Origin of the sequence: Kiloniella sp. EL199 (assembly GCF_900313065.1) — a bacterium.
Taxonomy (GTDB): domain Bacteria; phylum Pseudomonadota; class Alphaproteobacteria; order Kiloniellales; family Kiloniellaceae; genus Kiloniella.
Genome location: NZ_OMPU01000004.1, coordinates 39,258 through 58,914, shown reverse-complemented (window position 1 = coordinate 58,914; position 19,657 = coordinate 39,258). Strand labels below are relative to the sequence as shown.

Here is a 19,657-nt window from a genome sequence, read left to right as displayed (position 1 = left end):
GAAAAAGTCATTTTAATTCGTTTGATTTGAAGAAATCAAGGGCGAGATAATAAAGGGAGTGAATACCTATGCCCTGTTGCCCGGGGAAACCGGATGGAGAAACCAAATGCTTGCAGATCTTGATCGTTTAGATGCCTCGGAAGCTTCTGATAAAACAGAGAAATCACGTCTGTTTGGGATTGAAGACATTCGGCAACGCGCCCGAAGTCTGGCACAGGATGTCTTTGCACCTCGGGCTGCATCGATTGATTCTGCAGAGATGTATCCTTGGGAAAACTGCTTTGTTTTACGGGATGCTGGCTTTATGGGCATGACAATACCAAAGGCTTATGGGGGCGCGGGGGCCGGGTATCGAGAAGCTGTTGTGTTGGTTGAAGAAGTGGCAAAAGCCTGTGGCGTTACCAGTCGTATTGCTGTTGAAGCCAATATGGGTGCCATTGGGGCTATCATGGCCTATGGCACGGAAAAGCAAAAAAAACTCGCTGCTGAGTTGGTTCTGGATGGTGATAAACCGGCCATATGTATAACGGAGCCTGAAAGTGGCTCTGCCGCCACTGAAATGACTACGCGTGCTGATAAAGTCGGTAATGGCTATGTCTTGAACGGTACAAAACACTGGATTACCGGTGGTGGCGTGTCGCGACTACATCTTATCTTCGCGCGGGTTTATGAAAATGATGAGCCTCAAGGAATTGCAGGTTTTCTTGTTATCCGAGGAGAGCCAGGTGCCGAAGGACTATCCATTGGGCGACGTGAGCCAACGATGGGGTTACGGGGAATTCCTGAAACTGAGGTTCATTTGAAAGATTTGCATGTACCATCTGACATGATGTTACAGCCGCCATCTGGTCTTAGAAAAGGCTTTGGTGATCTTATGATGGCCTATAATGGGCAACGTGTGGGGGCTGCTGCCGTTGCACTTGGTATTGCGGTCGGAGCCTATGAACAGGCTGAAAGCTTTATCCAAAAACGAGAGCAGTTCGGGCGGCCAATCTGCGAATTTCAGGGACTTCAATGGATGCTTGCCGATATGTCCGTTCAGATCAGTGCGGCAAGGGCTTTGATAAATGAAGCTGTTTCCGGGGAAGGATTCCCAGATAAAACAAAGGCTGCGCAAGCAAAGCTCTTTACGTCTGAGATGGCTGTGTCCGTGACAAATAACGCATTACAGATGCATGGCGCAGCTGGTTATTCCAGACGTAATCCGGTTGAACGTATGGTTCGTGATGCACGGATGTTTACCATTGGTGGTGGGACAGCACAGGTTCTCAGAAATGTGATCGCTTCTGATTTGCTAAACCGCAAGTTTCCACAGACAAGAGATGGCTATCTGGCTCGTTCATCTGATAAATCTTCTATGGACGATTTACGGTCAGTTGTTCAGCATAGCTCTAACTGTTAAATACAGAGCAATAAAATACTGCTAAACATCTGATTTTAAGTAACTCGCTGTTGAGAGCGAGTGTCTAGTGTTGTGTATAAATGATTAACTTGAGAGAAGCCGAAATGAGCTTGACGACCGCCGATATTCTTGCCCAACGCCTTTTTGATGCAGGATGCCGCCATGCATTCGGTATTCCGGGTGGTGAAGTTCTGAGTGTGATGCATGCGCTTGATCGGGCAGGGCTTGAAATTGTGCTAACCAAGCATGAAAACGGCGCGGGTTTTATGGCCGAAGGCACCTATCATCGCACGGGTGCTCCGGGCGTTCTTTTCGCGACGCTGGGACCGGGTATGGCCAATGCTTTTAACGTCATAGCCAATGCACATCAGGATCGAGTGCCGTTGATTTTTCTGACGGGCCGGGTCGATGACTATGACATGGCAAGCTATACACATCAGGTGTTTGATCATTGCAAGGCACTGGAGCCAGTCGTGAAGGGTAGTTTTACCCTTGTGGATGGCGCGGTTGATCGCATTGTTGATAAAGCTTTGTCCTTAGCACAATCAGGTCGCCCTGGACCTGTGCACATTGATGTACCGATTTCTTTGGCTGCAAAGGTTCAGGACTGGGCGCCAAAAGAATGGCAACCGAATTATTTGCCCACAGCCCCTGTGGATGATCCAAGCTTTTCTGAATTGAGGAACCGATTGTCCAAAGCTGAAAGGCCTTTGGCTGTTTTGGGACTGGAGATACTCAGTGAGGGAGCTGAAGCAGAAGTAAAAGACTTTCTTCTAAAGCATGGGATTCCATCTGTTGCTACCTATAAAGCAAAAGGTGTTGTTGCTGATGATCACCCTCTTTCTCTTGGCGGGGCGGGGCTTTCTCCAAAAGCCGATAAAACCATACTGCCTTTAATCGAGAAAAGTGATTGTATTCTGTTGATAGGCTACGACCCTATTGAAATGCGCCATGGCTGGCAGGATGTTTGGGAACCTGAAAGGCAGTTTGTTGCCGAATTTACGCTTGAGTCGAATTTGCATGGTATGCATAGGGCCAGCTTTACCTTTGTTGGCTCTTTAGCTCCTGCATTAGCGATGCTGGATCAGGGGCTAGAGCTGGGTTCTGTTTGGGGGGATGGCGCTTTTGCCAAGGCAAAGCAAAATATCACGGCTGCGTTTCCTCGTGATGAAGAATGGGGACCGTCAGCAATAGTTGATGAGGTGCGCAAGGCGCTGCCCGATCATGGTCTTGCATCTGTTGATTCCGGGGCGCATAGAATTTTGCAAAGTCAACAATGGGTCTGTCGGGAACCTCACACCCTTATTCAATCCAGTGGTTTGTGCACGATGGGGTGTGCTTTACCATTAGCGATGGGAGCTAAAGTTGCCTCACCTGATTTGCCTGTAGTTGCCTTTACCGGAGACGCAGGGCTAGAGATGATTCTTGGTGAATTATCTACACTCAGAGATTTGAAGTTACCGGTTGTCGTTGTTGTCTTTGTTGATGCATCACTTGCTTTGATTGAATTGAAGCAGCGCGGAAGTGGCAGGGAAAACCTTGCTGTTGACTTCGGGGGTACTGATTTTGCGGCCTTGGCTGATGCCATGGGGGGGATTGGTATCAATGCCCGAAGTCGCGATGAGTTACAAAAAGCTCTGAGCACAGCATTTGAGGGCGAGAAATTTACCTTGATCGCAGCTCATATAAAGCGTGAATCCTATGACGGGAAGTTTTAATTCCGGGATATACCAAGTATTCCAGAGGAATTTTAGCAGACATAACAAAGGCGGCCAAAGAGCCGCCTTTGTTATAAGCTGGTTTCTAAACCCAACTATATAGGTTTAGGTAAGTTTTAACTTAGTTTTCCGTGGCAATGTTTGTACTTTTTGCCTGATCCACAAGGGCATGCCGCATTACGGCTGGTTTTACCCCATGTCGACGGATCGTTTTGGTCAAATTCTTTTGCTTGTACTGTTGTCGTGCCAGTTACTTGCGCAGGATCCTGTCTGGACTCGTGCATCTCTTGCTGCTGGCGTGGAACCGTTGCATTTTCCGGAGTTTGCAGTTCAAAACGATGCATCAGCATTGTCAATTCATCACGTACTGAATCAAGCATGCTTTCAAACATTTCGAATGCTTCACGTTTATATTCGTCGAGTGGGTTTTTTTGTCCGTAAGCACGCAGGCCAACAGCTTGCTTTAGATGATCAAGGGACAACAGGTGTTCTTTCCACTGCTTGTCGAGCACCATCAGGAGTAGTTGTTTTTCCAGAGAGCGCATAACTTCCGGGCCATAGTTGGCTGTCTTTGCAGCCATTTTCTCATTACTGGCTTGAAGAATGCGATCCAGAATTTCCTGATCGGCAATGCCTTCTTCGTCAGCCCAGTCCTTAACAGGAAGATTCATGCTTAGAAGGCGCAAGCATTCTTCGTGCAGGCTGTCCAATTCCCACTGTTCCGCATAGGCATTGGCCGGAATGGTGCGTGTTACGAGATCTTCTAGAACTTCATGACGCATGGAAGCGACAGTGTCCTTAACTTCCTCTGCGGACATAACTTCTTTGCGCTGTTCGTAAATCACTTTACGCTGGTCATTCATCACATCATCAAACTTGAGGATGTTCTTACGAATTTCAAAGTTTCTGGCTTCGACTTTTTTCTGTGCTTTTTCCAGCGCTTTATTCACCCATGGATGAATAATGGCTTCGCCGTCTTCAAGGCCAAGTTTCTGAAGCATTGAATCCATGCGTTCGGATCCAAAAATACGCATCAGATCATCTTCGAGACTAAGGAAGAATTTGGATGCGCCGGGGTCAGACTGACGGCCGGAACGACCGCGAAGCTGATTGTCGATACGACGACTTTCATGGCGTTCGCTACCGATCATAAACAGGCCGCCAGCCTTGTTTACAATCTCTTTGTTTGCAGCAACTTCAGTGGATATTTCAGCTGCTTTGGCTTGCTTCCGTGCTTCTTCAGTTATGCCGAGCGTTTCTTGCTCGATGCGCATTTCTTCATTGCCGCCCAGTTTAATATCTGTACCACGACCGGCCATGTTCGTTGCGATTGTTACGGCCCCGGGTGAACCCGCCTGTGCAACAATCATGGCTTCCTGTTCATGATAGCGCGCGTTGAGAACCTTGTGCTCAATCTTTTCTTTCTTGAGTAAGGCAGAAAGGTATTCTGATTTTTCAATCGTTACCGTACCTACAAGGACAGGTTGCTGACGTTCATGGCATTCTTTGATCTGCTTGACAATCGCTGTATCACGTTCCTGACCTGTACGATAGACTTCGTCGTCATGATCAATACGGATACATGGTAAATTGGTTGTCATGGAAATAACATCTAATGCATAGATAGCCGAAAACTCTTCAGCTTCGGTCATCGCAGTACCTGTCATGCCAGCCAACTTGGGGTAGAGTCGGAAGTAATTCTGGAAAGTGATCGACGCTAAAGTTTGATTTTCCTGCTGGATATCAGCATTTTCTTTCGCTTCAAGGGCTTGATGCAGACCTTCCGAGAAACGGCGCCCTTCCATCATACGGCCAGTGAACTCGTCAATGATGACAACTTTATTGTCTTTGACAATGTAATCTTTATCACGCTGGAATAATTTATGCGCTTTCAGTGCCTGATTGATATGATGGAGTGTACTGACGTTCTCAATCTCGTAGAGAGAACCTTGCATCACGCCGTCGTTTATGAGTTTTTGCTCTATAAAATCGACGCCTTCATCTGTCAGAGTTACTGAGCGTGTTTTTTCATCTAGTTCATAATGTTCTTCTGTTAACGAAGGTACATACTTGTTGATGGTGATATAGCTTTCGGATGAATCTTCTGCAGGGCCAGAAATAATAAGCGGGGTTCTGGCTTCATCGATGAGAATGGAATCCACTTCATCGACAATTGCGTAGTTAAACTCTCTTTGAACCATTTGGTCGATTTCAAACTTCATATTGTCACGAAGATAATCAAACCCGAGTTCATTGTTAGTGGCATAGGTAATGTCACAGCTGTAAGCAAAGGCGCGTTCTTCTTCTCCCTGACCCGGGAAGACACATCCAACTGTCATCCCCAGAAAGCGATAGATCTGTCCCATCCACTCTGCGTCACGTTTGGCGAGGTAATCGTTAACAGTGACGACGTGAACACCTTTGCCTTCAATTGCATTCAGATAAACAGGTAATGTAGCTACGAGTGTTTTACCTTCACCTGTTGCCATTTCACTGATCATGCCTCGGTGGAGGACGATGCCGCCCATCATCTGAACGTCAAAGTGCCTCAAGCCAAGAGTTCTTCGAGATGCTTCACGGACAGTTGCAAAAGCTTCTGGCAGAATATCGTCGAGAGTTTCTCCTTGCTTCAGGCGATCGCGTAACTTTTCTGTTTGTCCTTTGATATCGTCGTCAGAGAGTTTTTCCAACTCTGCTTCAAAGCTGTTGATAGACAGGACAATAGAGTTAAGGCCTTTTAGGTAACGGTCATTGGCAGAGCCAAACATCCGCTTCACAAGCGCACCGAGCATTGAGTACCCCTTGCGTGAAAACGCAGTTCAAGATTTGGTTATAAAAAGTCAATGTGAGACATAGGGCGCAGGCTGGCTTATGTCAATGTGAAGCTGGATTCAATCGCTGGAAAATAACGCAGAAGCATTGCTTTTATAGTTTGTAGTCATCGAATATGAGTATTTCATTGATACTGGCTTTAGGTTGTAGCGACTTTGTTGTAGTAAGGAGAAACTTTTTTATTTCTTCTGAGCCGGAGCCAGAATTTAAATGAATTTCCGTAAAGTTATTATTCTTTGCATCTTTTTGATCGCGACAAGTTTTGTGCAGGAAAGCAGTGCGCAGCAAAACGCAGAAGAAGACTGGAAAAAAGAACAGCGTGAAAGTGGTGGAAAGCTTTTGAAGTTTCTTTTTGGAGATGACGAGGAAGAAGAAACACCCAAAATTACGAATGATGATGTTGTTGCTCCTTCACCTGATGAAAACACGTCGACGGCCAATGATGATGTAATTCAGGCAGCACCAGCAGAACCTGTTACAGAGGCCCCTGAAGACGTTCCTGTGGTAGAAATTGTTCCGGGGCAGGAAAGGGACGGACTTGCTCCGCCTCCCGGGTTTACTGAAGACACTCCAAGAAAGTCTGAAGACAATATTGTTGTTGAAGATTTATCAACAGAACCGACTTTTCAAAATGCGTTACCAGGGAGTTTAGAAACTCAAGGAAATATCCCTGTAGCTTCTGACGAACAAAATAAATTATCCTTGACCAAAACCGAAGATGAATTGGATCGTCTGGCGCGCGAGAACCCGGTTGTTGCCGTTGTTGAGGGAGATGAAATCTATTGGCAGGATATAACACAGGCAGCAAAAAAATTACCTGAGCAATATCAGGGACAGCTTGAGACAATGTTTCCGATCCTTCTTGATCGTGCAATCGATTTGAAACTTCTGGCGCATGCCGGTGCTGATGCTGATGTGGACGAAAAGGCTGAAGTAAAAAGAAAGCTGGCCCTGGCCGAAGAGAAGATTATCCGTGATTCTTATCTTGAACAGCAACTCGAAGAAATGATCTCTGAAAGTATGCTAAAAGACAGGTACTTCGCTCTGCTTAGAGAGAATGTGGTAAATGCGGAAATTCGTGCCCGCCATATTCTGGTTGAAACCCGAAATGAAGCTTTGGCATTGGTTATTGCTTTGGATAATGGTGCTGAATTCCATTTGCTGGCGAAGAAATTTTCCAAGGGCCCTTCTGCTGAAAAGGGAGGTGACTTGGGTTGGTTCAAACGAAAGGATATGGATCCCGAGTTTGCGTCGGCAGCTTTTTCCTTGGCCCCGGGGACTTATACAAAAGCACCAGTTGCTACTGATTTTGGATGGCACGTTATTAAACTGGAAGACAAGCGGGATGTAAAACAACCAACTTTCGAATCTATGCGTGCTGAAATCAAGGAGCAAATCAGTCGCGAGTTGGTTGCGCTTATGGTTCGTGATTTAAGAAAAGAGGCTGATATATCTGTTTTTCCGGCTAACTGATTAACTGGTGAATTAAATAAAAAGTAAATATCGCCTTTCTCCTGACACAGTCATGGAGTTTGGTGCTGATCGATTAACGGAAATGGCAGCCAAAAGACTGCTTTCCAAATGTAATTAATAAGGAGTTATCTCTACATGTCTGCAAAACAGATTATCTTGCCTCTTGTCGGTATCGTTGCCCTTGCTGGTGCGGCGTATGCTGGTTATTCCTATGGAGTAAAAGGGGGAACACTGCCTTTCCTTGGCGGTGATCAGGCTTCTGAGATAGTATCAGATGCTCCTGTCGGTGATGATCCGGTAATGGCCAAGGTTGGTGACATCGAAATTCGCCGCTCTGAAGTTGTGAAGTTTGCCGAAAGTATTCCAAATATTCCACAAGAACAGATTGATCTTATTCTGCCTGAACTTGTAGGGCAGGTTGTGGATTTGAAGTTAATCACGAAAGAAGCCACGACAAGTGGTTTGGAAAATGATCCAGAAGTTCAAAAACGGGTAGGTGAAGTTAAAGAAAGAATTCTAGTTGAAATTTTCTTGAATAGAGCTCTTGAAAAAGAAGTCACGGACGAAGCCGTTGAGAAAGCTTATCAGGATTATTTGACTGAAAACCCGGCAGTCCGTGAAGTTTCTGCCAGACATATTCTTGTGGAAAAAGAAGAAACTGGGAAAGATCTGATCAAGCAACTGGACGAAGGCGCTGATTTTGCGACTTTAGCCAAAGAACATTCTACTGGTCCAAGCGGGCCAGGTGGTGGAGACTTGGGATTCTTTAAGGCTGAACAGATGGTTAAGCCTTTTTCAGATGCTGCTTTTGGCATGAAAGTTGGTGAACATTCTACAGCTCCTGTTCAAACCAGATTTGGATGGCACGTTATTAAAGTTGATGACGAACGTGATTCTGAACAGCCAACAAAGGAACAACTCGACGGTCAACTCCGCTCGGAACTTTCAAGAAGTGCATATGAAGGTATTGTCGATAATCTCAAAGATGGGGTACAGATTGAGATAATTGGTGCTGAGACTGACGAGGCCGCGCCGGTAGAAACAGAAAATGAAGAGGCAGAAAACGAAGAAAAGCCTGCCAGTGAATAATATGAAAAGTCCGGCTTGATCTACAACGGTTTGGCCGGGCTTTTTGGTGGTTTCTGTTTGTGGCTGTGAATAGGTAGGATTTGGCAATGGAACTTCAAAGATCTCCGCTCGCACCGGTGAGTTTTCCGGAGATGCCTGAAATAAATGGTGTAAAGCTTTCAACGAAAGCTTGCGGTGTAAAGTATCAGGGGCGTAGGGATGTTCTTTTGATGAGTTTTGATGAAGGCACGGCAGTTGGCGGAGTTTTGACTCGTTCCCTTACCTGTTCAGCGCCTGTTGAGTGTTGCCGTGATCATTTAAAGTCCGGGGAAGCCAGAGCAATTGTTGTAAACTCAGGAAACGCCAATGCTTTTACCGGTAAATTGGGAGAAGCATCTGTTGCCCGGACCGTTGAGGCTACTGCCCGGGAACTGAATTGTGCTGAAAATACAGTTTTTGTTGCTTCAACCGGGGTTATTGGTGAGCCATTACCTGATGAAAGAATAACATCAGCCCTGGGAGATTTGAAAACTGACCTAAGATCTGATAGTTGGCAGGATGCTGCCGAAGCTATTATGACAACAGATACCTTTGCCAAAGGGGCAACAATCAAAACCTGGATTGATGGGAAAGCTGTAACGATTAATGGCATTGCCAAAGGATCAGGAATGATCGCGCCCGATATGGCAACAATGCTGAGTTTTGTTGCAACAGATGCAGCTCTGTCTCCGGCAATGGTTCAAAATTTCATCTCAAATGGCGCAGATTTGTCTTTCAATTCAATTACGGTTGATAGTGACACTTCAACAAGTGATACGGTGCTTCTCTGTGCTACAGGGAAAGCAGGAAACACGCTCTACAATGATATCAATGCGCCAGAACTCGCAGACTTTGTCCTGGCATTGAATACAATCCTGAAGGATTTGGCTCACCAGGTTGTTCGGGATGGTGAAGGTGCAAGTAAGTTTATTTCTATTGCCGTAACCGGGGCGGAAACAGACCAGGCCGCACGTCGTGTAGGATTAGCCATTGCAAATTCCCCTTTGGTAAAAACCGCCATTGCCGGTGAAGATGCCAATTGGGGCCGGGTGGTTATGGCTGTTGGTAAATCTGGTGAGCGGGCAGATCGTGATAAACTTTCCATTGCCATGGGTGGTGTTACGATAGCAAAAGATGGTCAGCGGGTTGATGATTTTGATGAGGGACCTGTTGCACAACATATGCGAGGGCAAGAGATTTCGATTGCTGTTGATATCGGGATTGCTGATGGACAGGCGACGGTGTGGACCTGTGATTTGACGCATGGTTATATCGAAATCAATGCGGATTATCGCAGCTAATCACGATTCTAATTCGGGATTTGACGGTCAGATAAAATTTCAGGATATATTTAATGGACTCTTCTGAAGAAGAATTGGGGTGCTGGGCCGCTGAAAAAAGGCACGATGCGGCTAAACCGATTGTGCTGGTTGCTGCTGCAGCTTTGGTTGACAGTGACGGACGTGTTCTGCTGGCACAGCGCCCTGTGGGTAAATCTATGGCCGGGTTATGGGAATTCCCGGGGGGCAAGGTTGACCCGGGTGAAACACCGGAACAAGCCTTGGTTCGTGAATTGAAAGAAGAGCTTGGTATTGACACACGATCTTCCTGTCTCGCGCCTATTGCCTTTGCATCACATAGTTATGATGACTTTCATTTATTGATGCCGTTATTTGTATGCCGTATTTGGGAAGGCAAGATCACCGCACTTGAGGGGCAGGAGTTTGCCTGGGTTCGCCCTGTGCGGTTGCGCGACTATCCAATGCCGCCAGCAGATGAGCCTTTGGTGGCATTGCTACGGGATTTGCTATAGACTTTGAGGTAGTAATTCCAATGACGAGTCTTGCTTGCTGATTAATAAGTCTGGTTTATTGGATTGCGAGGGGAATACCAGGCATCTTTTTGAGGGGTGCGTCCGGGTGCAAAACACTGACGCAATTGGGGTTAATGTCAACACTAGTAAACCGTAACATCACGCTTAAGGGGCGAAGAACCTCTTTACGTCTGGAACCGGATATGTGGGAAGCGCTTTTTGAAATTTGTGTGCGTGAGAATTGTCCGATTGGCGAACTTTGTACACAGATTGACGAGGCAAAAGAAGACTCTTCTCTGACGGCAGCGATTCGAGTTTATATTCTTATTTATTTTAGAAACGCAGCAGTATCAGGCCAATCAGGGGATGTTGAAACATTTCTTGGCGAGGCGATCTAATTCTTGAAACATTAGTTTCAAGTCAGCTTGGTCTCTTGAGTATTGAGGAAATCTGAAAGTCGTTCCGCGGCACTACCGGGTCTGAGCGGTTTTTGTTGTGATGTGTGTGGCGCCCAGCCCGCGAGATAAACAATGTCAAATGTTGCATTAATTCTGCCTTCTGAATCAGAAAATTTTTCCTGATAAAGTTGGGCAGCCTTTAAAAGTGTTTCTCTGCGGGTGAAAGATTTTTTTCTGTTATGAATGGCATTGGTTTCACCCATACCTCGTAGTTCTTTCATTAAATCAAATGCGTTGGCATAGCTGACTTCAATACGATCAAAATCTGAAACAGGCAACGCAAAGCCTGCTCGCTGGAGTAGAGCGCCAGCATCCTTGACATCAATGAGCGGCGATACTCTGGGGCTGACACCGCCTTCGATATCCATTTCTGCTTCCATAAGGCATGCGCGCAGTTCTTTAAGGCTTTCCCCGCCAATCATAGAAGCTAAAAACAATCCATCGGCTTTCAGGCTTTGATGGGCTTGCAAGAGAATGCCCGGTAAATCGTTGACCCAATGAAGGCAAAGATTACTGATAATGAGATCATAAACCTGTGTGGCAGAAGGTATGATCTCTGAAATAATTTCTATATCTTTTGAGGATACAAAATCTTTTTGCGAATCTTCTTCTGATTGGAATTTAGCTGTTACAAACTCTTGTATTCTACCTCTGATCCCCAGTGTTTCTTCCAGGATGCTGTGGTTAGACCCGAGATCAAGTGTTTTCGGGAAATCGCGAGCGATATCCATAAGCCGGTCTCCCAGCCGATCTGCAACTTCTCTGAAGAGGAAATCATGATCTTCTATGTGATTTTGGGCGCGGTGATGGTGCTGATTAACGGATTTACGGTCAAAAATATAGATATCAGTCATGGTTGAACCCAATAAGCCCAGAGATAATTAAGCACGCAGATAATTAAGCAGAGAGATATTTTTCCGGTTATAGCAGATTGCTTCTTTATGACCAGATCAATTAGCATAGTCCTATGCGTATGATGAAGGAATTGCTGCCAAACCTTTTAACTAAAGGTGTAAATTATCTGTTTCCACCTGTTTGTGGAAATTGTGATGAGGCAATATGGGACAATACGGGGATCTGTGCGAGTTGTTGGAAGGATCTCACTTTTATTTCCACAGCTTGCTGTAACTCATGTGGTTATCCTTTTGAACTCTCTCATGGGGATGAGATGCTTTGTGGTGAGTGCCTTCATTCGCCTAAGGCCTTTGATCAGTGTCGTGCGGCATTGGTTTATGATGTACATAGCAAAGGTATGATTATTAGTTTTAAACACGCTGATAAAACGTATTTGTCTGCGCTCTTTACAAGATGGCTGTCATCCTGTGGTCAAGGGATTTTGGATAGGGCAGATGTTATCATTCCCGTCCCGCTCCATCGTAGGCGTTTGTTGAGACGTCGATACAATCAATCGGCTTTATTGGCTCATTCTGTGGCGCGTCTTCATCATAAAAGATATATCCCGAACTTGCTTCTTCGAACAAAAAACACATCTTCTCAAGGGCAGTTCTCTATGACAGGGCGCTGGCGAAACGTGCGCAACGCTTTTGTTTTAAATAATAGGTTTAAGGCAATAGTTGAGGGAAAACACGTCGTTTTGATTGATGACGTTTATACCACAGGTGCTACGCTGGATGCTTGTGCCCGGGTGCTTAAGAACAGTGGTGCTAGCACTGTCAGCGCTATTGTTTTAGCGCGAGTAACAAAAGATTGATGGCATCAGAGGTGTAAAATTTTATTGCCAGATACTGTAATTTGTTAGTAAGTGCCTTAAATAAAATTACTCGCAGGTTTTGTCGTGAGGCGCCTGCTTATGTAAACACAGCGAAATTAGGATCGTTCTTTATGGCTGAAGTTATTGTTTATTCCAGTATGCTTTGTCCTTACTGCGTACGCGCAAAGAAGCTACTGAAAAACAAAGGCGTTACCTTTGACGAGATTGACGTAATGATGGAACCTCGCCGCAAACCAGAAATGGTTGAGAAAGCAGGTGGGCGTACGTCTGTGCCGCAAATTTTCATTAATGGTGAACATATTGGTGGCTGTGATGAACTGATGGCACTGGAAAGTGCGGGAAATCTGGATACAAAACTTGAAAACAGGATTGCCTCTTGAATAAATTCAAAGCAGCTTGTGTGCAGCTAACGGCTGATCGGGACGACGAAGTTACGTTGGGGCCAGCCTGTGATCTTATTCGTCAGGCGCATGGCTTGGGGGCCGAGTATATTCAAACACCTGAATGTACGACAATGATGGAACCCAATAAAAAGCTTACGCTTGAAAAAGCACTGCCTGAAAGTGAACATCCGTCGGTTAAGGCTTTTTCTGCACTGGCTGCTGAACTTGGGATTTGGCTGCATATTGGCTCTTTGATTGTTGGTACAGAAGAATCCCGCGCAGCAAATCGTGCGTTCCTTTTTTCTCCGCAAGGTGAAATTGCGGCTCGATATGACAAAATTCATATGTTTGATGTGGTCATCCCCGATGGTCAATCGTATCGGGAATCAGCAACCTTTAAGCCTGGTGAAGAAGCTGTCGTTGCCAAGTTACCTTGGGGTGAATTGGGCATGGGGATTTGTTATGATGTTCGTTTTCCCTATCTATTTCGGGCTCAGGCTAAAAAAGGTGCAGTGATTCTTACCGCTCCGGCTGCATTTACTCAGTTCACGGGTGAAGCACACTGGCATACACTTCTGAAAGCACGAGCAATTGAAAACGGCTGTTTTGTCATTGCTGCCGGACAATGTGGCGTTCATGCCGAAGGCCGGGAAACATATGGGCATTCCGTTATTATTGCACCCTGGGGTGAAATACTTGCTGATGGGGGAGATCAACCGGGTGTAATCGTTGCAGATATTGATCTTGATCGTGTAAGGCAAGCTCGGGACATGGTTCCGTCAATACATCATGATCGGGACTTTACTCTGAATTAATCGTGTCTGGTTATACCAGGTTCACAGCGCAAATACGCTGAACAACGGCAGGATTGGGCTCTGTGATTGTTGTTTCTTCATAACTCAGAACTCTTAGCTGAGGGTGATAATGGTCTAAAAGCTCTTGAGGCTTTAACAGAAAGTCTGGATTTTTAGGGCGCCCGAATTTTTCGTTTCCGATCATAAATGTTTCGTAGATCAAAGTACCACCAGGTATCAGTAGTTTGGCGAGTAAAGGCAACAGAGGGCGATAGAGATAGTTGGTAACAATGACTCCGCCAAATTTCTTTTCTGATAAAGGAAAAGGGCCGCCGTCTTCCAGATTTGCTTGAATAATCTCGGCCCCGGGATAGTTTTCAAGATCAGCAAGGGCGTCGATATTTTTATCGATTGCGATTACGTAGTGTCCTGACATTAAAAACAGGCGTGCGTGTCGGCCTGCACCACAGGCAAGATCCAATATATCGCTACCTTCTGGAATATATCCCGCGTGTTTAAGCACCCATGCAGATGGTTCGTTCATAACTTTTATCCTCTGGATTCAATGCCGTGAAACAATCTGTTAAAGAGTGTCATGTTATATTGAGTACTGTCTGAGGCTTTTTATGGCAACAACTTCTGGTGCCAGAGGCTTGACCATTGCAGATCTCATCAGTCATAACCATATCCCGTGCACGACTGACAGTATGGATGAAGCAGGATTAGAATGATTCTTTTCGATTTAAAATGCGAAAACGATCACGTTTTTGAAGCTTGGTTTAAAGATAATGCGACTTTTAGGGATCAATCCGAAAAGGGGATTGTTTTGTGCCCTAATTGCTCTTCTAAAGAAGTCAAAAAGGCTTTGATGGCGCCAAATGTCAGTCTCGCCAATAGTGAGAAGAAGCAGGTTTCAACAAGCGAGCTTGCCAAAGCACAGAAATTTTTATCTGAAACGCAAAAAGCCATTGAGCGTAATTTTGATTACGTCGGCAAAGATTTTGCCAAGGAAGCTCGCAAAATTCACTATGGCGAATCAGACAAGAAAAACATTTATGGCGAGGCCAGTGAAACAGATGCGAAAAGCCTGAAGGAAGAAGGCGTGGCTTTTTCATCGATTCCATGGAAACAAAAAGCTGATGCTTAACAGCGTGCGCTGTTAGCGTTTATCATTTTTCGCATATTGCAATAGTGTAGTGGCCTTAGTCTATGATAGTTCATGCGCTGCTGAGTTTCTCGCGGATTTCTACTGCGGTTTTTCGGCAATCAGCATGTAGTTTACATCCAGATCTTTGGCATCCTGATACCATTTGTCTTGTAGTGGATTATAGACAATTCCCATTAGATCCTCAGTTCCAAGTCCATTGCGACGCAGAAGATCCACAAATTCTGACGGACGCAAGAATTTGTCCCATTCGTGAGTCCCAGGCGGGACCCAACGCAGCAGGTATTCAGCACCAACAATTGCGAGAAGATAGGATTTCTTTGTGCGATTTAGGGTGGATCCAAACATTGTACCGCCGGGTTTTACCAGAGCAGCACAATCTCGGCTATAGGCTTCTACATCTGCGACATGCTCGATAACTTCCATATTGATAACCGCATCAAATTGCGCGCCTTGTTCAACGAGTTCTTCGGCCGTCATATGCCGATAGTCCATTTCAAGGCCGCTTTCTTCAGCATGAATCTGTGCGATTTCGATGTTTCGATGTGATGCATCGATACTCGTGACTTTTGCGCCAAGCCGTGTCAGAGGTTCCGATAGCAAGCCACCTCCGCATCCAATATCAAGAATCGTAAGGTCCTTGAGTGGTGTGAGACCAGTGATGTCGCGATTATGTTTTTTAGCAAGGTGATCGCGAATATAGCTAATGCGGACAGGATTTATTTGATGAAGTGGCTTGAACTTGCCCAAAGGATCCCACCATTCATCTGCCATTGCAGCGAACTTTGATATTTCTTGTGGATCAACGGTAATACCTGATGCTTCATCTTTTTCGGGTGTCTGAGCTGCGTTCATCTTGATTTCTTGCCACCTTCTTCGTCATCGTCACCTAAGTAAGGGGACGAGAAATTCGTCTTCACATTGTCACTATTTTACATTTTACATGTGTAATTGCATTCGTTTTTCGCACGCATTTTCTTGCGTCACTGTGCCGTGCAGAGTATGGATATGTCGAGCCCAGAGAGCAACCGTTTGAAAGTGGTTTATGACGGTAGTATTCGGGGCAGTGTTATTAAATATATATTTTCCTCACAGGATGAGTTCCGATGGCCCGAGTCGTTATGAAATTCGGTGGCACCTCGGTTGCAGATCTTGACCGAATCCGTAATGCTGCAAAGCGTGTTAAGCGAGAGGTTGAGGCGGGAAACGAGGTTGCGGTAGTTGTATCCGCAATGGCTGGTGTGACCAACCAGTTAGTCAGTTATGTTCAAGATGCTGGTTCGCTCTATGATCTGCGCGAGTATGATACGGTTGTATCATCAGGCGAGCAGGTGACATCAGGCTTACTTTCTATCGTGTTGCAGGATATGGGAATCAATGCCCGGTCCTGGCTTGGTTGGCAGAGCCCGATTGTGACAAACGCTGCACATGGAAGTGCCCGAATTGAACGCATTGAAGTCGACGATATTATTCGCCGCTTTGGTGAAGGTCAGGTTGCTGTTTTTGCTGGTTTCCAAGGTGTTGGACCTGATGGTCGCATTTCGACATTGGGCCGGGGTGGATCTGATACTTCTGCCGTGGCGATTGCTGCGGCCTTAAAAGCTGATCGTTGTGATATCTATACGGACGTTGATGGCATTTATACAACTGATCCCCGTATCGTGACCAAAGCTCGCAAGATGGAAAAGATCACTTATGAGGAAATGTTAGAACTTGCTTCTCAAGGGGCAAAGGTTTTGCAAACCCGCTCGGTCGAAATGGCTATGAAGCACGGGGTGCGCGTTCAAGTTCTTTCCAGCTTCGAAGACAAGCCTGGAACTTTAGTTGTAGACGAGGAAGAAATCGTGGAACAGGCAATCGTAAGTGGCATCGCCTATAATCGTGATGAAGCAAAAATTACACTCCGTAGTGTGAGAGATACACCGGGTGTTGCAGCAAGCATCTTTGGTCCCTTGACAGATAATGCAATCAATGTGGATATGATTGTTCAAAATATCTCTGCTGATAAAAAAACCACAGATATGACCTTCACGGTTGCCAAGGCTGAACTGGACAGAGCAATTAACGTTCTGGAAGACAGCAGTAACGGTTTGAAATATGACAGTCTGGATTCAGATCCTGCTGTTGCAAAAATCTCTGTTATTGGCGTTGGTATGCGTTCTCACGCAGGTGTTGCCCAGAAAATGTTCTCTGCCTTGGCCGAGAAGGGGATCAACATCGAAGTGATCTCTACCTCAGAAATTAAAATTTCTGTACTTGTTGCCGAAGAATATACAGAGCTGGCTTTGCGTAGTCTGCATACTGCATACGGCCTTGATTCAGAAGATTAATATTATAGTATTAATTCTGTAATCGGTTTTCGTAAATAAGCAGTAATTAAAACCGACATGGGATTTGTTTTGTTGGGTTATTGGCCCCGGGCTATTGGCTCTGGGCTGATAACCCAATATTTATAAGAACCTGCTTTTTACTGGTTGTGAGGGTGCTGAATCTGATGACAGGCAAGAATGACAAAACATCGGCTTGGGGTGGATCTCGTCGTTTGTTAAAACTCTTGCGCGATCAGATGAAGGGCAAATCCACCAATCAGGAACGCTTGGCGCAAACAGTCAACCTGATCGCGCGGGATATGAGTGCAGAAGTGTGCTCAATCTATGTTATGCGCCGAGGTGAATATCTCGAGCTTGCGGCGACTATGGGGCTGAAACCTGAAGCCGTTTACCAAACACGATTGCACAAAGGTGAAGGTATTGTGGGGCAGTGTGCTGCTCTGGCTTTGCCCATGGCTGTTTCTGATGCTCCCCGTCATCCTAATTTTGCTTATCGTCCTGAGACAGGTGAGGAACCTTACCAATCCATGCTGGGGGTGCCAATCCTACGAAGCGGTCGTGTTCTAGGGGTTATCGCCGTTCAGAATGTTACCCATCGTCATTATGACGAAGAAGAAGTCGAAGCCCTAGAAACGATTGCCATGGTTTTGGCTGAACTTATTGCAGGGGGAGCACTTTCGGTTTCGGCCTTGGAAGCAGAGAGTTCCAAAGAGGAACTCGAAAAGCCCGACCGGATAAAAGGCCTTTGTCTCAACGAGGGTATGGGTATCGGGCAAGCCGTTTTCCATAATCGCGGTATTATTATTAATCGCATTATTGCAGATGATATTGACGAAGAAATCGAGCGTCTGGAAAAAACCGTCAGGGAAATGCGCTCATCAATAGATGAGATGCTGACGAGAACTGATATTGCTGCGATGGGAGAGCAGCGCGAAGTGCTTGAAACCTATCGAATGTTTGCTGAAGACCGGGGATGGGTCGGTAAAATTACCGAGGCAATTCGTGTTGGCGGGATGACTGCAGAAGCTGCAGTTCAAAAGATTCAAAATGAAACCCGTTCACGGATGAGCAAGATCAGCGATCCTTATCTGAGGGAGCGTCTTGCTGACTTGGATGATCTTGCCAATCGACTTTTGCATCATTTACTTGATTTGGACGAAGATAAGCCTGAATTACCGGATGAGTTTATTCTGCTTGCGCGTACGCTTGGCCCGGCTGAACTCCTTGATTATGACTGGGATCGCCTGAAAGGAGTTGTTCTGGAAGAAGGGTCTCCGACCGCTCATGTTGCTTTGGTTGCACAGGCCCTTGAACTTCCCATTATCGGGCGTTGCCGGGATGTGCTGACTCGTATTCGCGAAGGGGACATGGTTGTTCTGGATGCATCGCATGATCAGGTTTTTGTTCGTCCGAAAGATGATGTCCTCCGGACATTACGGACTAGCGTAAAAGATAAAAAACTTAGATGGGCAGAGGTTTCAGCCACCCGGGAACTTGCCCCCGTTAGTCTGGATGGTCAGCGAATATCTCTGAATGTTAATGTCGGGCTGTTGATGGATCTGCCGCACATGCACGCAGCAGGGGCCGATGGTGTTGGCTTATACCGAACTGAAGTTCCCTTTATGGTCCGTAAATCCCTTCCTGATGTAGCCGAGCAAGCGGAATTGTATCGTAAGGCGATGGATCGGGCCGAGGGTAAATCTGTTGTCTTCCGAACACTGGATGTCGGTGGCGACAAGGTATTGCCTTATTGGTCGAGCGTCGCAGAAGAAAATCCGGCTATGGGGTGGCGCGCTATTCGTATCGGCCTGGATCGACCGGCTTTATTGCGTCAGCAGTTGCGTGCCCTCATTCGTGCCTGCGCGGGACGTCAGCTTGAGGTAATGTTCCCGATGATATCGGAAACAGCAGAATTCAGAGCTGCACGCGCTTTACTGGATCGTGAACTGGAACGCGAAAAAACTATTGGCGGTGTCTTGCCGGAAAAAATAAGAGTCGGCGCTATGTTAGAAGTTCCGGCGTTGATTTGGCAGTTGGTTCCCTTATGCCAAGAGGTGGATTTTCTGTCCGTCGGTAGTAACGATCTGTTGCAGTTTGTTTTTGCAACGGACCGGGGCAATACCCGATTGGCACGGCGGTATGATGCTTTGAACCCCGGTGTCTTAAAGATGATGCAAAATATTTCGGAAACAACACATCGGGCTGGCGTGGACCTTTCTTTGTGTGGTGATATGGCGGGGCAACCAATAGAAGCCATGGCATTGATTGGATGTGGCTTTAAATCTCTGTCCATGCCTGCGCAACAGGTTCCCGGGGCAAAGAAAATGGTACGCTCGCTGGATGTGGATAGTATTAAACAGTTTGTAACAGGCCTGTTGGAGAAACCTGATCACAGTGTACGTAGTGAATTAGAGAACTATGTCAAAACAGCAAACGTTGTGATTTAAAAT

17 protein-coding genes are annotated in these 19,657 nt (G+C 46.0%); 13 read left to right on the top strand and 4 right to left on the bottom strand.

Annotation, left to right across the window (positions count from 1 at the left end; all coding sequences use genetic code 11):
- Positions 1–106: 106 nt before the first annotated feature.
- Both acdA and D9A03_RS00980 read left to right on the top strand, forming a co-directional pair.
- Positions 107–1,402: a 3-sulfinopropanoyl-CoA desulfinase gene (gene acdA, locus D9A03_RS00985; RefSeq protein WP_120495376.1), complete on the top strand. Its 1,296-nt coding sequence runs from the start codon at positions 107–109 to the stop codon at positions 1,400–1,402.
- A 104-nt stretch (positions 1,403–1,506) separates the two neighbouring features.
- The gene (locus D9A03_RS00980) at positions 1,507–3,120 is read left to right on the top strand and encodes a thiamine pyrophosphate-binding protein (protein WP_120495636.1); all 1,614 of its coding nucleotides are present in this window, start codon (positions 1,507–1,509) and stop codon (positions 3,118–3,120) included.
- Positions 3,121–3,236: 116 nt separating this feature from the next.
- Here the strand turns inward: D9A03_RS00980 and secA are convergent, their stop codons facing one another.
- Positions 3,237–5,912, bottom strand: a complete 2,676-nt coding sequence (secA, locus tag D9A03_RS00975) for a preprotein translocase subunit SecA (protein WP_120495375.1) — start codon at positions 5,910–5,912, stop codon at positions 3,237–3,239.
- Between the two features lie 250 nt (positions 5,913–6,162).
- Between secA and D9A03_RS00970 the strand changes: the two genes are divergently transcribed.
- From D9A03_RS00970 to D9A03_RS00950, 5 genes are all read left to right on the top strand, one after another.
- Positions 6,163–7,425, top strand: coding sequence for a peptidylprolyl isomerase (locus D9A03_RS00970; protein WP_120495374.1), 1,263 nt, complete (start codon positions 6,163–6,165; stop codon positions 7,423–7,425).
- Between the two features lie 135 nt (positions 7,426–7,560).
- Complete coding sequence (locus D9A03_RS00965) at positions 7,561–8,514, top strand: peptidylprolyl isomerase (protein ID WP_120495373.1); 954 nt, start codon at positions 7,561–7,563, stop codon at positions 8,512–8,514.
- Positions 8,515–8,600: 86 nt separating this feature from the next.
- Entirely contained in the window at positions 8,601–9,833 is a 1,233-nt protein-coding gene (argJ, locus tag D9A03_RS00960) for a bifunctional glutamate N-acetyltransferase/amino-acid acetyltransferase ArgJ (protein ID WP_120495372.1), read from the top strand.
- Positions 9,834–9,886: 53 nt separating this feature from the next.
- Positions 9,887–10,345: an 8-oxo-dGTP diphosphatase MutT gene (gene mutT / locus D9A03_RS00955; protein WP_120495371.1), complete on the top strand. Its 459-nt coding sequence runs from the start codon at positions 9,887–9,889 to the stop codon at positions 10,343–10,345.
- Positions 10,346–10,479: 134 nt separating this feature from the next.
- Complete coding sequence (locus D9A03_RS00950) at positions 10,480–10,743, top strand: ribbon-helix-helix domain-containing protein (RefSeq protein ID WP_120495370.1); 264 nt, start codon at positions 10,480–10,482, stop codon at positions 10,741–10,743.
- Positions 10,744–10,760: 17 nt separating this feature from the next.
- On the opposite strand, the gene D9A03_RS00945 is transcribed toward D9A03_RS00950, so the two are convergent.
- Positions 10,761–11,657, bottom strand: coding sequence for a methyltransferase domain-containing protein (locus tag D9A03_RS00945; RefSeq protein ID WP_120495369.1), 897 nt, complete (start codon positions 11,655–11,657; stop codon positions 10,761–10,763).
- Positions 11,658–11,770: 113 nt separating this feature from the next.
- Between D9A03_RS00945 and D9A03_RS00940 the strand changes: the two genes are divergently transcribed.
- The 3 genes from D9A03_RS00940 to D9A03_RS00930 all read left to right on the top strand — a co-directional run bounded on the left by D9A03_RS00940 (position 11,771) and on the right by D9A03_RS00930 (position 13,733).
- Positions 11,771–12,514 carry a ComF family protein gene (locus D9A03_RS00940; protein WP_120495368.1) on the top strand — a complete coding sequence of 248 codons (744 nt, stop codon included), beginning with the start codon at positions 11,771–11,773 and terminating at the stop codon, positions 12,512–12,514.
- Positions 12,515–12,645: 131 nt separating this feature from the next.
- Positions 12,646–12,915, top strand: a complete 270-nt coding sequence (grxC, locus tag D9A03_RS00935; protein WP_120495367.1) for a glutaredoxin 3 — start codon at positions 12,646–12,648, stop codon at positions 12,913–12,915.
- Positions 12,912–13,733, top strand: coding sequence for a carbon-nitrogen hydrolase family protein (locus tag D9A03_RS00930; protein WP_120495366.1), 822 nt, complete (start codon positions 12,912–12,914; stop codon positions 13,731–13,733). The genes grxC and D9A03_RS00930 overlap by 4 nt, the downstream gene beginning before the upstream one ends.
- 10 nt (positions 13,734–13,743) lie before the next feature.
- Here D9A03_RS00930 and D9A03_RS00925 read toward each other — a convergent pair whose 3' ends face one another.
- Positions 13,744–14,256 carry a bifunctional 2-polyprenyl-6-hydroxyphenol methylase/3-demethylubiquinol 3-O-methyltransferase UbiG gene (locus D9A03_RS00925; protein ID WP_120495365.1) on the bottom strand — a complete coding sequence of 171 codons (513 nt, stop codon included), beginning with the start codon at positions 14,254–14,256 and terminating at the stop codon, positions 13,744–13,746.
- A gap of 183 nt (positions 14,257–14,439) precedes the next feature.
- Between D9A03_RS00925 and D9A03_RS00920 the strand changes: the two genes are divergently transcribed.
- Positions 14,440–14,859, top strand: a complete 420-nt coding sequence (locus D9A03_RS00920) for a DUF1178 family protein (RefSeq protein WP_120495364.1) — start codon at positions 14,440–14,442, stop codon at positions 14,857–14,859.
- Between the two features lie 99 nt (positions 14,860–14,958).
- Here the strand turns inward: D9A03_RS00920 and ubiG are convergent, their stop codons facing one another.
- Positions 14,959–15,732 (bottom strand): bifunctional 2-polyprenyl-6-hydroxyphenol methylase/3-demethylubiquinol 3-O-methyltransferase UbiG, encoded by a 774-nt coding sequence (gene ubiG / locus D9A03_RS00915; RefSeq protein ID WP_120495363.1) that lies wholly within the window; start codon positions 15,730–15,732, stop codon positions 14,959–14,961.
- A 251-nt stretch (positions 15,733–15,983) separates the two neighbouring features.
- Between ubiG and D9A03_RS00910 the strand changes: the two genes are divergently transcribed.
- Positions 15,984–17,207, top strand: a complete 1,224-nt coding sequence (locus D9A03_RS00910; RefSeq protein WP_120495362.1) for an aspartate kinase — start codon at positions 15,984–15,986, stop codon at positions 17,205–17,207.
- 164 nt (positions 17,208–17,371) lie between these two features.
- Positions 17,372–19,654, top strand: coding sequence for a phosphoenolpyruvate--protein phosphotransferase (gene ptsP / locus D9A03_RS00905; protein WP_120495361.1), 2,283 nt, complete (start codon positions 17,372–17,374; stop codon positions 19,652–19,654).
- Positions 19,655–19,657 lie beyond the last annotated feature (3 nt).